This is a genomic window from Rhodocytophaga rosea, assembly GCF_010119975.1.
Lineage (GTDB): Bacteria > Bacteroidota > Bacteroidia > Cytophagales > 172606-1 > Rhodocytophaga > Rhodocytophaga rosea.
Genome location: NZ_CP048222.1, coordinates 5,917,598 through 5,932,130 on the forward strand (window position 1 = coordinate 5,917,598; position 14,533 = coordinate 5,932,130).

The 14,533-nt window shown below is 40.9% G+C and carries 13 protein-coding genes and 1 pseudogene; 8 read left to right on the forward strand and 6 right to left on the reverse strand.

What is annotated here, in order from left to right:
- Positions 1–126: 126 nt before the first annotated feature.
- The 4 genes from GXP67_RS24470 to GXP67_RS24490 all read right to left on the reverse strand — a co-directional run bounded on the left by GXP67_RS24470 (position 127) and on the right by GXP67_RS24490 (position 3,721).
- Complete coding sequence (locus GXP67_RS24470) at positions 127–1,422, reverse strand: serine hydrolase domain-containing protein (RefSeq protein ID WP_162445553.1); 1,296 nt, start codon at positions 1,420–1,422, stop codon at positions 127–129.
- 119 nt (positions 1,423–1,541) lie between these two features.
- Positions 1,542–1,940, reverse strand: coding sequence for a hypothetical protein (locus GXP67_RS24475; RefSeq protein WP_394351944.1), 399 nt, complete (start codon positions 1,938–1,940; stop codon positions 1,542–1,544).
- A gap of 161 nt (positions 1,941–2,101) precedes the next feature.
- A protein-coding gene (locus tag GXP67_RS24485) for an IS1 family transposase (RefSeq protein WP_394351945.1) occupies positions 2,102–2,768 on the reverse strand; the annotation gives its coding sequence in 2 pieces (ribosomal slippage) (positions 2,102–2,440 and positions 2,442–2,768; 666 coding nt in all).
- Between the two features lie 224 nt (positions 2,769–2,992).
- On the reverse strand, positions 2,993–3,721 hold the full coding sequence (locus GXP67_RS24490) for a DUF72 domain-containing protein (RefSeq protein WP_162445556.1): 729 nt from the start codon (positions 3,719–3,721) through the stop codon (positions 2,993–2,995).
- A 206-nt stretch (positions 3,722–3,927) separates the two neighbouring features.
- Between GXP67_RS24490 and GXP67_RS24495 the strand changes: the two genes are divergently transcribed.
- Positions 3,928–4,851 carry a CHRD domain-containing protein gene (locus GXP67_RS24495; protein ID WP_162445557.1) on the forward strand — a complete coding sequence of 308 codons (924 nt, stop codon included), beginning with the start codon at positions 3,928–3,930 and terminating at the stop codon, positions 4,849–4,851.
- A 132-nt stretch (positions 4,852–4,983) separates the two neighbouring features.
- Here the strand turns inward: GXP67_RS24495 and scpA are convergent, their stop codons facing one another.
- Positions 4,984–7,131, reverse strand: coding sequence for a methylmalonyl-CoA mutase (gene scpA / locus GXP67_RS24500; RefSeq protein WP_162445558.1), 2,148 nt, complete (start codon positions 7,129–7,131; stop codon positions 4,984–4,986).
- Positions 7,132–7,224: 93 nt separating this feature from the next.
- Positions 7,225–8,418, reverse strand: a complete 1,194-nt coding sequence (locus tag GXP67_RS24505) for a methylmalonyl-CoA mutase family protein (RefSeq protein ID WP_162445559.1) — start codon at positions 8,416–8,418, stop codon at positions 7,225–7,227.
- Positions 8,419–8,553: 135 nt separating this feature from the next.
- Here GXP67_RS24505 and GXP67_RS24510 point away from each other — a divergent pair, with 135 nt between their 5' ends.
- The 7 genes and pseudogenes from GXP67_RS24510 (at position 8,554) to GXP67_RS24540 (ending at position 14,504) form a co-directional block, all read left to right on the forward strand.
- Positions 8,554–9,435 (forward strand): N-acetylneuraminate synthase family protein, encoded by an 882-nt coding sequence (locus tag GXP67_RS24510; RefSeq protein ID WP_162445560.1) that lies wholly within the window; start codon positions 8,554–8,556, stop codon positions 9,433–9,435.
- 14 nt (positions 9,436–9,449) lie between these two features.
- Positions 9,450–10,136, forward strand: a complete 687-nt coding sequence (locus tag GXP67_RS24515; RefSeq protein ID WP_162445561.1) for an acylneuraminate cytidylyltransferase family protein — start codon at positions 9,450–9,452, stop codon at positions 10,134–10,136.
- 410 nt (positions 10,137–10,546) lie between these two features.
- Positions 10,547–10,696, forward strand: a pseudogene (locus GXP67_RS38350) (DapH/DapD/GlmU-related protein); the annotation flags it as partial.
- A 67-nt stretch (positions 10,697–10,763) separates the two neighbouring features.
- The gene (locus tag GXP67_RS24525; RefSeq protein WP_232064554.1) at positions 10,764–11,216 is read left to right on the forward strand and encodes a 3-deoxy-D-glycero-D-galacto-nonulopyranosonate 9-phosphatase; all 453 of its coding nucleotides are present in this window, start codon (positions 10,764–10,766) and stop codon (positions 11,214–11,216) included.
- 50 nt (positions 11,217–11,266) lie between these two features.
- The gene (locus GXP67_RS24530) at positions 11,267–12,262 is read left to right on the forward strand and encodes a KpsF/GutQ family sugar-phosphate isomerase (RefSeq protein ID WP_162445563.1); all 996 of its coding nucleotides are present in this window, start codon (positions 11,267–11,269) and stop codon (positions 12,260–12,262) included.
- Positions 12,263–12,330: 68 nt separating this feature from the next.
- Positions 12,331–13,221, forward strand: a complete 891-nt coding sequence (locus tag GXP67_RS24535) for an ABC transporter permease (protein ID WP_162445564.1) — start codon at positions 12,331–12,333, stop codon at positions 13,219–13,221.
- Between the two features lie 17 nt (positions 13,222–13,238).
- Positions 13,239–14,504, forward strand: coding sequence for an ABC transporter ATP-binding protein (locus GXP67_RS24540; RefSeq protein WP_162445565.1), 1,266 nt, complete (start codon positions 13,239–13,241; stop codon positions 14,502–14,504).
- Positions 14,505–14,533: the final 29 nt, after the last annotated feature.

The window sequence follows — 14,533 nt, forward strand, 5'->3', positions numbered from 1 at the left end:
CCCTGATGCCTTGTCAATTTCTCTTGTGTTACCATTTGTGTTATAGGAACGAGTATACGAGTAAAATACAAAAGAGGCAAGCTATTCGTGCCTGCCTCTTTGCTTTATTTAGATAAATGGCTGTTTTTAATCATTAATGGCCTGGTAAATCATTTGCGTGAACATAGCCGATGAATTATCACCAGCAGCGTTTTGTGTCTGTTTCATGAGTACGGCTACAATTTTTTCTTTCGGGTCGGCAAAGTAATTGGTATTGAAATATCCTCCCCAGCTGAATGTCCCGACACTTCCTGCACCTCCTCTATCATGACCTTTGGGAGTTACTACAGAAAAAGCCAGACTGAAATGAGTATTACCACCGCCATATAAGTCACCTGTCTGGTTGGAGGCAGTAAGCAACTCAACGGTAGGTCGGCTCAGGAAACGTTTGCCGTTGAAGGTGCCATCATTGACCAGCATTTGCAGAAAAGTAGCGTAATCTTTCGCTGTACAAGAAAGCCCGGCTCCTCCGGAAAAGAAAGTTTTAGCTCCTTTGGCTGGATATTCAGGATCGTAGAAAGTAACCGGAAATTTTACCCATTTCTGTGAAGCATCCGGCTTTTGTATGGGAACCAGCCGGCTGGCTTTGGCTTCCGGCAGATAAAAATAAGTATCATTCATACCTAGTGGATCAAACAGACGTTCCTTCAAAAATACATCGAATGGCTTCCCTGACCAGATTTCAACTAAATATCCTAAAACATCAGAATTTAGTCCGTATGTCCATTTCTCACCGGGATGGTGTTGCAAGGGTAGAGTAGCTAATTTCTTAATGTTGTCGGAGATTTTTACTGGTTCGGTGGTGAATAAATCCGTAATTCCAGCCTTCGCATTAATAGCCTTAAAACGTTCTTCATTGGCAATCACTCCATAATTAATACCTGAGGTATGCGTAAGTAAATGCCGGATAGTGATTTCACTTTTAGCCGGTTCAGTGGTATACGTGCTGTCTTTCCAGGTAAAAGTTTTAATGACCGGCGGATTTTTGAATTCAGGAATATATTTGGAAACCGGGTCGTCGAGGCTGAATTTTCCTTCTTCATACAGCATCATTACGGCTGTGGAAGTAATGGCTTTACTCATAGAAGCAATCCGGAAAATATCATCTGTTTTCATCTGGCGACCGCCTTGTACATCTGCCTGTCCGAAGGCTTTGTGATAGACAATCTGCCCGTTCCGCACAATAATGGCTACCATTCCCGGAAGTGTGCCTTTGTCCACAAACTGCTGCAATGTATTGTCTATGCGCTTAAGCCTCTCCGAAGACATACCGGCAGACTCAGGTGTTTTAGCCGTAGTGATTTTCTGTGGTTTATCAGCATACTGGGCAAAGGAGTGTAAGGAAAACAGGCTTATCAGAATGACAAGTACATATTTCTTCATACAGGAAATAAGTGGTTAGGTGGAAAGAAAAAGAGAAGGCAATATATGATTTTTTTGGTTTGGAATATAATTATTGTTTGTTATTGAATGGCTAAGATTTGACCAATTTTATAACAATCTTAAATTTCAAGACCTCTTATTATCGCTTCACTTTTTATTCTATCTATCCAATCTTCAGATCGTTTTCCGGATTGTAAATATGAATTAATTTCTTTTTTAGCCAATTTATAATCTCCTTTTTTTGCTAAAGTAAGGCCTACTTGAATTTGGATCATTTCTCCAAAAGTTGTGTCTACTTCTTGAAGCTTTAATAAATCAAATAAGCTTTTATACTGATTATAAAATGGTAAAATATAGTCAGTGATGTGATGATGAATCAATCCTATTAAAGCTGTAATTTCCGTTGTAGAGTCGATTCTATACCAATAATCACTTGTGCCACTTTTAATTATTGGACCGGGTCTAACTTGAAATGCACAATCAAAGGCTTTGATATGTTTGGGGACAGGCTGTTTCATCCAGAATTCATAGGTATCAGGAAGAAACAAGCCTATATTAAAGGTAAATTTTACATGGTGTTTTCATTCCATTGACTGGATTGAATATTGAAGACTTTTACAAAATCTATTTCTTGTTTAAAAAATGTCTTTCCGGCAACTTTAAAATGGGGTGTTGTTACTTAAGTATAGTTAAGTTTATGCATGAGTAGTAAAATAGAGTAATGTAACATAAGCCAAGACTTAGAATAGCATAAGGTATTCCTTTTCAAACGGGCTAAGCCATGTCTCAACCGGGTGTTATAGCCTTCCACCGTATAAGTTTCCTTTTTAGATTGCCTGAGTTGATGGGAAGGAATCATTTGTGGATATACTTTCCAATGATCACTCATCACCCACCTAATGGTTTTCTCTTGCACACTCTCCCAAAGCAACTTGCCAGTCGAGTAGCCTCTTGTACCCAAAACAAAGTCTATAAACCGGTGCCCATATCTGTCAACGGCTATCCAAACCCAACAGTAGTTTTTTATGGCCAATGTAGGTATGCAACTCATCCATTTCTACTACATCAATTGCTGAAGGGCTTTCTAACGCAGGCGTTTGTTGTCCAAAAGCTCGAATCCAACGATAGACACTCACATGACTTACCTGTAAGTGACGGCCGATTGCTCTCAAACCCATTCCTTCTAAATATAAGTGTAAAGCTTCTTGTTTGACATCTACACGAAAGGCACTTGATTTAAGGCTAACTGTGAAATGATACCCACACTTTTTACATACATAGCGTTGCCGACCATGGACAAAGCCACTTTTAGGGCAATTTTTATTGTCACATTTGATACAGTCCATAAAGTAGTTTATCCTTGATCCTGCATATATATCTTTAGGTAACAACACCTAAAATGGTTTTGCTTAAAAAGCGGTTTAATTTCTTCTTTAATTATCTTTTCTTCTAACTCTTTAGCATTCATGATTCTTATGTGACTGATTGATATAATATTTAGTGGTTCAAATTGAATTTATAAATTTAAAGCAATCAATAATTATTGATTAGTAAATTAACCGGCGTTTGTTTATACCTGTAAAAAGTGTTTGAGGGTCCAGGCATTGCGGACAGCGTTTCCATGGCCATCGTTGTTGAAGTAGACAAACACTTCTTTGCCACTGTATTCCCATTCCCGGATGCGGTTGGCCCACCAGTGAAGATCATCATCTGAATAAGAACCGCCATAGAGCCAGTTGGTATCTGGTCCATGCATGCGTACATATACAAATGAGGCCGTTGCTCTCAGTATACAAGGCAAATGTGCACCACTCATCACACAATAAGCAACCTGGTATTGTTCCAGTAATTGAAAGATAGATTCCTGGTGCCAGCTATGATGTCTGAATTCGATGGTCACCCGGAGCCAGGAAGGAAGAAGTTGCAGAAAATAACGCAGCCTTTCGTAGTCATATCCCAGTTGTGGCGGAAGCTGGATGAGTATCACACCATTTTTATGTCTCAGTTCACTGGCCGCTTTACTTAAACGTTGCACCCATACTTCTGGAGAATACAGTTTTTTGGCATGGGTTAATCCTCTGGAAGCTTTAAAACTCAGTAAAAAATGATCTGGTAAACGTTGCTGCCAGCTGCGGAAACTATACAGGGATGGCCACCGGTAAAAACTGCTGTTTAGTTCTGCCGTGCGGAAATGCTGCAAGTAATAATATAAACGATCCTGCACCGGACTTCCATGCGGATATAATACGCCATGCCAGTGGTCATAGCTCCAGCCGGAAGTTCCTATGTGTATTGCCATGCACGAAAATAATATGTTTATCAAGTACAATGCTAGCATAAAAATATTTTCAAATAGGAAGGCAACCCTTTTTAAAATACTAACGTGGTCAAGTAAACTGTTTAAATCCAAAAAAATAGCAACAAATAAATATTTCGCTGGTCAATCTGTCTCAAACAAATTATCGTACTTTTAAATATTCATCCCAACCTCAAACCACCCCTCCTATGAAAAAGTATGCTATCTTGCCTCTTGTGCTATTGTTGATGGTGCTGCTCAGCAGTTGCGAACTCATCGAAGATTTGCTTCCGAACGACAACAAAAAAGCAAAAACATATACCGCCTTCCTTTCAGGAAACCAGGAAGTACCAGCGGTAGTTGCTCCTGGTGCCGGTCAGGCGATTTTTACGCTGAATAAAGAAAAAACAGAAATTGCCTACAAACTGATCGTTGCCAATACCGATCATATCAAGTTTGCCCATATTCATGCGGCACCTGCCGGAGAAAATGGACAGGTAGTAGCCTTTTTACTTGAATTGCAGGAACCTTCTACCGACACGGTAAATGGCGTACTGGCTGAGGGAATAATTAAAGCAGAAGATTTATTAGGACCGCTGGCCAGCAAATCCATAAAAGACCTGGCAGCGCTACTGGAATCAGGAAATGCCTATGCCAATATTCATACAGATGAGAATCCTTCGGGCGAACTTCGCGGACAGATTGGGAAAGCCAAGCCACATCCTGTATATGAATTTGAGGCCAAACTAACTGGCAGTGAAGAAGTGCCGCCGGTAACTACTACTGCGTCCGGAGATGCTACTTATAAATTTAACCCGGCTGTAACAGAGCTTACCTTTAAAGTAAAACTATCCAGTATAGAGAATGTAAAATTTGCTCATATCCATCTGGCTCCCAAAGGTGTGAACGGGGGAGTTGTAGTAACCCTTAAACATGAACGGGTGGATGGCCCGGTGAATGGTGATTATGCGGAAGGAAAAATTACTGCAGCCGATTTGTCGGGTAACTTAAAAGGCGGCCCACTTTCTATTCTGAAGGCAGCTATAGATAACGGATATACTTATACTAATGTACATTCAGATAAATATCCGGCTGGGGAGATTAGAGGGCAGATTGGGGAAAAACATCATTAAAAAGCTTTAAGTATTATGCTTATAAATAGTTGATAATATGTAATGCTCAAATTAAACTAACATTATAAAAACAAAAGATGAATGCTTGAAAGCACTCACCTTTTGTTTTTAGCTTAATACTGACTGAAAATCTTATTCCATTAATTTCTTAAGGATTTGCTGGGCAGCTACAGAAATAATGGTTCCAGGACCGAAAATACCTGCTACGCCTGCTTTGTATAGGAAATCATAATCACCCGGAGGAATCACTCCGCCCACAATTACCATAATATCTGGCCTGCCTATTTTCTTTAGTTCTTCTATAAGTTGGGGAATCAAGGTTTTGTGGCCGGCTGCCAGGCTGGAAGCACCCACCATATGCACATCGTTTTCGGCAGCTTGCCTGGCTACTTCTTCCGGTGTCTGGAATAAAGGACCAATGTCTACATCGAAGCCTAGGTCAGCAAAGCTAGTCGCTATTATTTTAGCTCCTCTGTCATGGCCATCTTGTCCCATTTTAGCGATCATAATCCGGGGTCTTCGCCCTTCCATGGCAGCAAACTGATTGGTCATTTCACGGGCTGTGCGGAAGTTTTCATCATCGGGTACCTCAGCCGCATACACACCAGAAATAGCACGGATCACTGCCCTATGCCTGCCAAATACTTTTTCCATGGCAAAAGATATTTCACCCAAGGTAGCCCGTTGTCGGGCTGCATTCACCGCTAACGCCAATAGATTACACCCCCCAGCCCCTCTTGTTAGTGGGGAATCTTGTTGTGCACATTGGGTAATGGCATCGAGTGCTTCTTGTAGGGCATCTTGGTTACGATCTCTTTTTACTTTTTCCAGTCTGGCAATCTGCGAATTTCTGACAGCGGCGTTGTCCACTTCTAATAGTTCAATATCCGTATTTTCAGAAACAGTATATTTATTTACCCCGACAATTACATCCTTTCCAGAATCAATTCTGGCTTGTTTTCTGGCGGCGGCTTCTTCAATACGCATTTTAGGAAGGCCGGTTTCTATGGCTTTGGTCATACCGCCGAGTTGCTCTACTTCTTCAATGAGTTTCCAGGCTTTTTGTGCCAGCTGGTGGGTCAGGTATTCTACATAATAGGAACCGCCCCATGGATCTACTACTTTGGTTACATTTGTTTCTTTAGCAATCAACAGTTGCGTATTTCTGGCGATACGGGCCGAAAAATCGGTAGGCAAAGCAATAGCTTCATCTAGAGAATTGGTATGCAGAGATTGTGTACCACCCATTACAGCGGCAAGGGCTTCGATGCAGGTGCGGGTTACATTATTAAATGGATCTTGAGCGGTTAAACTCCAGCCCGAAGTCTGGCAATGGGTACGGAGGGCAAGCGATTTGGTATTTTTAGGATTAAAGGTTTTTACCATCTTCGCCCAAAGCATTCGGGCGGCCCGCATTTTGGCAATCTCCATAAAATGATTCATGCCAATAGCCCAGAAAAAAGAGAGCCTGGGCGCAAAATCATCTATTGGGATTCCGGCTGCAATTCCAGTCCGGATATATTCCAGACCATCAGCCAAAGTATACGCCAGTTCCAGGTCGGCAGTAGCACCGGCTTCCTGCATATGATAGCCGCTGATACTGATGGAGTTGAATTTGGGCATATAACGGGAAGTATAAGCAAAAATATCAGCCACAATTCGCATGGAAGGTTCGGGTGGATAAATATAGGTATTACGCACCATAAATTCTTTCAGAATATCATTTTGAATCGTGCCACTCAGCTGTTCCGGGGTAACGCCTTGTTCTTCTGCAGCTATAATATAAAAAGCCATAATCGGAAGTACGGCTCCGTTCATGGTCATCGAAACCGACATTTCATTAAGTGGAATGCCATCAAAGAGAATTTTCATGTCTTCTACAGAATCTATAGCCACTCCGGCTTTTCCCACATCACCGGTCACCCTCGGATGATCCGAATCATAGCCCCTGTGCGTAGCAAGATCGAAAGCAACAGATAGACCTTTTTGTCCGGCAGCCAGATTGCGGCGGTAAAATGCATTAGATTCTTCGGCCGTAGAAAAACCGGCATACTGGCGGATAGTCCAGGGCTGGGTGACATACATCGAAGCATAGGGTCCCCGCAGAAAAGGCGGCAACCCAGCCCCAAAATCCAGGTGTTCAAAATCAGCTATATCCTGAGCTGTATACGTTTTCTTTACCGGAATTCCTTCAGCCGTGAGCCAGTCTTTCGATTTGGCAGGTGTTGATATGGCTTGTGCCTTAAACTCAGGTTTTATATGTAAAAAATCTGGTTTCATAGTAGAGAATTACGAATTACATTCCTTTAAAAGCTTATTAGCTAAGCTTACATAGCTTAATAATTTCACTCAATCACTCATTCTCCTAATCACTCATTGCGAAGGCAAAATTAGAAAACCAGATTGCCGGGCTTGCAAAAAACCACCTTCCGCTTCTATCTCTGTAAATAAGCGCCAGGCTTCTGTAGCAATCATATGAGTTAGATTTTCTACGTAATACGAACCACCGGCTATATCAGCCACCTGGGCAAAATAACTCTCTTCTTTCAAGATAATAGACACATTCCGGCTTATCCGCCTGGAAATAACATCATCTGTTTTTCCATTAAAAGGTAATACACGTAGCGACTGGCAACCTCCCAGTACAGCAGACATGGCGGCCAGTGAAGAACGGATCAGGTTATTATAAGGATCTTCTGCCGGAGTATGTGAAAACTCAATAGGTGTATGAATAAAAAGTTTATGATTCGTTACCTGATAAGCCGCTGCCAGCTGTGTATATAACAAGCGCAAAGCCATTAACTTGGCCATTTCCATAAAAAAGTTAGTGCCTACACTCACAGAGAAAATCGTTTTATTGAAAATAGCAGCTGCCTGAACACCTCGTTCCGTAAGCTGATGGGCATATTCTACAAAGGCAGACAGCAAGTATGCAATCTCCCGAGTAGTGGAATTACCAGGATTGCTATTCACGGTAAGCGGATAAAATTCTGGAAAATCGTTTGTCTGCCTGAAAACTTCTGCCAGACTGTCTATGTCTGAAACTGAAGCACTTTGTTGCATGAGCGGATCGTAATGCAGACCTCCTTTCCACTGGTAAGGAGCAATGATTTGAAGCTGCTGAAGAAAGCTGCCTGGTGATTTGTTTACTATAAAACGGACAGGTGCATCAGAAAGCTTAATCCCTTGCAGCAAAACCGGTAAGTTGACTGTAGCAAGATTCACCGCAGAAAGGTCAAAACACAATGCATCCGCACCTTGTTGTAAGGCTTCCCTGCCTAGTTGATTGGAAGATTTTTCGGTTAAAAAAGGAATAAATTCCTCAGTAAGCCAGCCTACCTGTGAAGCAGGCACGACAGGTAAGGGAATTGTTTGTATATCTTCTCTGGTGTAAAATGGCGCAGTTGTGATCTCAGGTTCAGGTTTCCATATCATTTTCTGTTCATACAAGGCCTGTTTTTCTTCCAGCGTAGCCGCTTTTAAGTCATGCAGGATTTGTTTTCTCCAGGCTTCCTGAGTGGCTGGTTCAAAGGCTGAAAATAATTTTGTTTGTTTCCCGAGAGTCATAGGCGGCATGTATAATTGAGGGACTGAAAGATATATTAAACTTTTATAACCAGCTGTACTCATCCCTCAAAATGAATGTTGAATACATAGGTTATGGTATTAAAATGTATATTTGCGACTTAATTTAAAAAGCACATGTTCAACTTTAAATATAAGCAACCAAAAATAATTGCTGAAATCGGTTGCAATCACATGGGCCAGTTTGATATAGCTTTAGAATTAGTCAAATTAGCCAAGGAGTGCGGAGCAAACGTAGCTAAATTTCAGAAAAGAAACCCACAGGAATTGCTTACCGAAGAGCAGTATGCGGCACCACACCCTAATCCTTATCATGCATATGGCCCTACCTACGGAGCACATCGCGAATTTCTGGAATTCACCCAGGAACAACATGCAGACCTGAAAAAATATGCAGAAGGAATTGGAATCAAATATTCAACTTCCGTATGGGATGTTACATCAGCTGTCGAAATTATTGCATTAAATCCTGAATTGATTAAAGTGCCTTCTGCCTGTAACAATCATTATGAAATGCTCAGGTTATTACGGGATACATATAGTGGAGAAATCCATATCTCTTTTGGAATGACTACCCATGAAGAAGAGGAAGAAGTAATCCGGTTTTTTGAAGAAACCGGGCAGGCAAAAGAACGGCTGGTGGTTTATTCATGTACCTCTGGTTATCCTGTACAATTTAAAGACGTTTGCTTACTGGAGATAAAGCGGCTACATGATGTGTTTGGTGATCGTGTAAAGACAATTGGTTTCTCAGGCCATCATCTTGGAATTAGCATAGATATTGCCGCCTTTACCTTAGGAGCTGAATGGATAGAAAGGCATTTCACAAAAGACCGCACATGGAGGGGAACAGACCATGCAGCTTCTTTGGAGGTTCCGGGCTTACAAAAATTAGCCAGAGATTTACACCATACTCATGAATCTTTAACCTATAAAAATCAGGAAATTTTACCTGTAGAACTGGTTCAGAGAGATAAATTAAAATACAGGATTAGGTAAATTTTAAAAACATAATGGCTACCATAGCATTTATCCCGGTACGTTGTGGAAGTAAATCTATTCCATTTAAAAATATTAAAGACTTTTGTGGGAAACCGCTTATATATTGGAACTTGAAAGCATTACAGGATTGTACTAAAGTAGATAAAATATATGTTGCCACTGATTGTAGCGAAATTGAGCAGGTGGCCAAAAGTTTTGGATTTTCTAAAGTAGAGGTATACAGGCGTCAGGTAGAAAATGCCACGGATACAGCCTCAACAGAAAGCGTGATGCTGGAGTTTTTAGAATGGAAAGCTGTTCAGTTTCAAGAGGAAGACATATTTATACTGGTACAGGCAACTTCCCCCTTTACAAGTACCCGGGATTTTACTGAAGCTTTGCAATTATTTCAGAAGGATGCTTTGGATTCTTTACTCACTTGTGTGCGTACAAAAAGATTTTTCTGGAATAAGGAGGGTACACCCATTAATTATGATTACAGGAGCCGCCCACGGAGACAGGATTTTCCGGGTATGCTGATGGAGAATGGCGCTTTTTATGTTAGTACCATTCAGGCCATTATGGTTTCTAAAAACCGGCTTAGTGGAAAGATAGGTATATATGAAATGTCTGAAGATACAGCTATAGAATTAGATGAAGAATCAGACTGGCTTATAGCTGAACAGATCATGAAAGCTAACCGCAGTTATTCTATATGAGTGTTTATGGGTTTATTAAAAATATCTACTGGAATATCAGACTATATCCAAATTTAAAAATAGGCTTAGGTGTTGATTTTGAAAACAAGGGAAATATTGTGGCGAAATCTGCTTTTATAGGCAGTATTCGTAACCGTACCGTGCAGTGGACATATACCGGTAAACGAAGTGCTTTCCTCAATCATGGTCAGGTATATTTAGGAAAAAACACACGTATCCATAAAGGATTAGGTATTCAGGTGAATGGCGTATTCAGTATGGGGAATAATTCTTATATAAATCCTAACTGTATTATTATATGCCAGGAAAAAATCGAAATAGGGAATGAGTGTGCCATCAGCTGGAATTTTACAGCTATGGATACTGATCTGCACCATATTACAGGAAGTCCCCTTACGGCACCTATCATTATTGAAGACAATGTGTGGATCGGAGCAAATGTAACAGTACTGAAAGGAGTAAGGATAGGGAAGGGGGCTGTAATTGCAGCGCAGGCTGTAGTAACAAAGAATGTGCCTCCTCACAGTCTGGTAGCTGGCAATCCTGCAAAACTTATAAGGGAACAAGTAGAATGGAAAATGTAATAGTATAATGTCAGATAAAGAGTATCAAAACATTAAGTTATTTATGTCTGATGTAGATGGCGTTCTGACAGATGCCGGCATGTATTACACAGAAAGTGGTGATGAATTTAAAAAGTTTAATACCCATGATGGGATGGGGTTTCAGCTGTTGAGAGAAAAAGGGATAAAAACAGCAATTATTACTTCTGAAAAAACCTTTATTGTAGAGCGGAGAGCAAACAAACTTAAAGTAGATTACTTATACCAGGCATGTAAAAATAAATTGCAGGCTGCTCAAGAAATTTGTAGTAAGGAAAATATTACGCTTGCAGAAGCAGCCTATATCGGAGATGATATAAATTGTTTGGATCTGTTATCTCATGTGGGTATGGCTGCTTGTCCGGATAATGCTGTGGCCAGAATAAAAGCAATTCCGGATATTATCCACCTGAAAAAAAAAGGAGGAGATGGCGCAGTAAGAGAGTTTGTTGAGTTAATTTTGAGCCAAGGAGTATAAAGTGTGCAGATATATATAATTAAAATATCTGAAAAGCTGTTATTCATTATATGCAAATTCGTAATTCAGCTGCTGTTGGCTATCATCAGTCACTCATAGATGTATTGAGAATTGAGTCGGAGGCTATTTTGCAGGCATCCAGGCAACTTAGCCAGGAAGAAACGCAGAAAGCCATTGACCTGATTCTGGCATGTGAAGGAAAGGTAGTAGTACTGGGCGTAGGTAAATCTGGGATTGTGGCGCATAAGATAGCCGCAACACTGGCCAGTATTGGTACAACAGCGGTATATTTACACGCAGCTGATGCCATGCATGGTGATCTGGGAATTATAGATCGTAAGGATATTATTATGGCTGTTAGCAACAGTGGGGAAACGGAAGAAATTATTTCTCTGTTGCCTCACCTGAATTTGCGCAAAGTACCTATTATTTCAATCGTAGGAAATATTCAATCTACTCTGGCACAGCAGTCGTACGCCATACTGGATGCTTCTATCAGCCGGGAAGCCTGCCCCTTGAATCTGGCTCCAACTACAAGTACAACAGTAGCCTTAGCTGTAGGAGACGCACTGGCAATGACGTTAATGCAGGTAAAACAGGTAACAGCAGAAGAGTTTGCCATTAATCATCCGGCCGGAAAATTAGGCAGGCGGCTGGCATTACGGGTGAAGAATCTGATGCATTCGGGAGAAAACAATCCGGTTATTGAGCAACATTCCAGCTGGAAACAGGTAGTGGATGCCATAGACCAGGGTAGGTTAGGAGCCGTAAGTGTGGTAAATAAAGAAATGCATTTATTGGGCATTATTACCGATGGGGATTTACGTAGGGTGATGCAGCGTACGCCAGTTGAGAAACTTTCAACACTGACTGCAGCAGATATGATGACTAAAAAACCGGTAGTAGCTCACCCGAATATGCTCGCTTACGATGCGTTGCAACTGATGGAAAAAAGAAGTTCACAGATTTCAGTATTACCTGTTGTATTGGCCTCAAACCAGGTAACAGGCCTGATCCGGATACATGATATTATCGGGAAATTGTGAGATGCTTACAAAGAATGGATGACAGGTTGTTAAAAAGGAAAGCTAAGAGATTATAAGACAATTGATGAATGGCCATTGAAACGAGTGAGGCTGAAAAGCCAGTTATACATACACCAAAGGAAGAAGACTGGACCATGGAGATCAAATCCAATCCTGGTCTGCTGGATATTAATCTGAAAGAACTATGGCGTTACCGGGATCTGATTACCCTTATTGTCAGGCGGGATTTTGTATCGGCTTACAAGCAAACGATACTTGGGCCTGTGTGGCACCTGGCCGAACCAATGGTAACTACCCTTACTTATGCCTTTATTTTTGGTGCCATTGCCAATATATCTACTGATGGGCTGCCAAGAATTTTGTTTTATCTATCAGGTATTATGCTCTGGACATATTTTTCCAACTGCCTGCTCAATACCTCAGGAACCTTTAATGCCAACGCAGGAATTTTTGGGAAGGTGTACTTTCCCAGACTGGTAATGCCGATTACCACTACTATTTCGGGTATGATTGCCTGGGGATTGCAATTTATGTTATTTATTGTCCTGGTCTTATTTTATTTATATAAAGGAGAAAACATCCATATAAACATCTATGCTTTGCTTACACCACTATTGCTGCTCATGATTGCAGGTACCGGCCTGGGACTGGGTATGCTTTTTTCATCGGTAAGCAACAAATACCGCGATTTTAGAAAATTACTTAATGTGAGTATGCGTTTGCTGATGTTTGCCACCCCCATCATCTACCCTTTATCCAAAGTGCCTGATAAGTACAAATCCATCATCCTGCTCAACCCAATGACCCCTATTGTAGAAAGCTTTAGGTATGGATGGCTGGGAATAGGAAACTTCTCCTGGTCGAACTTAGGATATAGTTTTATTATTATGCTGTTGGCATTAGTTGCAGGCATCCTGGCCTTTAACAGGGTTGAAAAAATTGCAATGGACACCATTTAACGGGAAGGTTCGTATTTATGACAGTTGTAGTAAGAGTAGAGAACGTATCTAAAAAATACCAGCTGGGTAAAATAGGCGCCCAGTCGTTTCAAGGAGAATTTCAGCGATGGTGGTCAAAAGTGAGGGGAAAGGAAGACCCGTTCAAAAAAATTGGCGTGCAAAGCCAGATAGAAAACAGTGAGTTCTGGGCTTTACGGGATATTAATTTTGAAGTACAACAAGGAGATGCAGTAGGCATTATCGGAAAAAATGGTGCAGGAAAATCTACCCTGCTCAAGATTCTTTCCAGAATTACTCTTCCAACCACCGGGAGTGTAAAAGTTAAAGGCCGCATTGCCAGCCTGCTGGAAGTAGGGACCGGTTTCAACCCCGAACTTACCGGACGGGAAAATATTTTCCTCAATGGAGCCATTCTGGGCATGAACAAAGCCGAAGTAAAAGCCAAGTTTGATGAAATTGTAGACTTCTCGGGCATAGAGAAATTTATTGATACGCCTGTAAAGCGCTATTCTTCCGGGATGTATGTGCGGCTTGCCTTTGCTGTGGCTGCCCATTTAGAATCAGAAATCCTGATCTTAGATGAAGTACTGGCTGTAGGTGATGCAGAATTCCAGAAGAAATGCCTCGGAAAAATGGATGATGTCGCACATAAACAGGGAAGGACAATTTTATTTGTGAGCCATAACCTTACAGCGGTAAAATCTCTTTGTAACCAGGCGGTTATGTTGAGTGCGGGAAATGTTATTGCTAAGGGTTCTGTTGAAAAAGTAGCTGCTCTTTACCTGCAAAAGTCTATTGTGCTAGATGTATTAAAAAGATGGGACAATCCGGAAAGTGCACCAGGCAATGAACTGGTGAGAATTAAAAGTGCCAGGGTGATCAGCCAGAATAATTCAGAGTTTATTAACATTCATACTGCTTTAGATATCGAGTTTGAGTTCTGGAATTACCTAGATAAAGCTTTTTTAAATTTTAGTATTGTAATTTTTACTAGTGAAGAAGTACCTGTTTTGAATACTGTATCTCCTAAACAATGGTACGCACAAGGAGTAGTAAAAGGTTCTTTTCATATCCCAGCTGATTTTTTAAACGACAGGGTTTACCGGATTCAGTTGTTGATTGTAAAAGAAGGTAAAATTATTTTCAATGATTCCAATATTCTCACTTTTGAGGTAGTAGAAGGACAACGTAACAGCAGCTGGCATGGCAAATGGGTAGGAGTGGTACGTCCTAAATTCGAATGGAAGCTAGATTATGTACCAGAAAAAATAAAGGTTGGATAACTTAATACATAGACTATACCTGCAATTGA

What these genes read in the sequence shown, in the direction of transcription:
- GXP67_RS24470 (WP_162445553.1), bottom strand. Translation starts at nt 1,422, where the DNA reads ATGAAGAAATATGTACTTGTCATTCTGATAAGCCTGTTTTCCTTACAC.
- GXP67_RS24475 (WP_394351944.1), bottom strand. Translation starts at nt 1,940, where the DNA reads ATGAAACAGCCTGTCCCCAAACATATCAAAGCCTTTGATTGTGCATTT.
- GXP67_RS24490 (WP_162445556.1), bottom strand. Translation starts at nt 3,721, where the DNA reads ATGGCAATACACATAGGAACTTCCGGCTGGAGCTATGACCACTGGCAT.
- GXP67_RS24495 (WP_162445557.1), top strand. Translation starts at nt 3,928, where the DNA reads ATGAAAAAGTATGCTATCTTGCCTCTTGTGCTATTGTTGATGGTGCTG.
- scpA (WP_162445558.1), bottom strand. Translation starts at nt 7,131, where the DNA reads ATGAAACCAGATTTTTTACATATAAAACCTGAGTTTAAGGCACAAGCC.
- GXP67_RS24505 (WP_162445559.1), bottom strand. Translation starts at nt 8,418, where the DNA reads ATGACTCTCGGGAAACAAACAAAATTATTTTCAGCCTTTGAACCAGCC.
- GXP67_RS24510 (WP_162445560.1), top strand. Translation starts at nt 8,554, where the DNA reads ATGTTCAACTTTAAATATAAGCAACCAAAAATAATTGCTGAAATCGGT.
- GXP67_RS24515 (WP_162445561.1), top strand. Translation starts at nt 9,450, where the DNA reads ATGGCTACCATAGCATTTATCCCGGTACGTTGTGGAAGTAAATCTATT.
- GXP67_RS24525 (WP_232064554.1), top strand. Translation starts at nt 10,764, where the DNA reads ATGTCTGATGTAGATGGCGTTCTGACAGATGCCGGCATGTATTACACA.
- GXP67_RS24530 (WP_162445563.1), top strand. Translation starts at nt 11,267, where the DNA reads ATGCAAATTCGTAATTCAGCTGCTGTTGGCTATCATCAGTCACTCATA.
- GXP67_RS24535 (WP_162445564.1), top strand. Translation starts at nt 12,331, where the DNA reads ATGGCCATTGAAACGAGTGAGGCTGAAAAGCCAGTTATACATACACCA.
- GXP67_RS24540 (WP_162445565.1), top strand. Translation starts at nt 13,239, where the DNA reads ATGACAGTTGTAGTAAGAGTAGAGAACGTATCTAAAAAATACCAGCTG.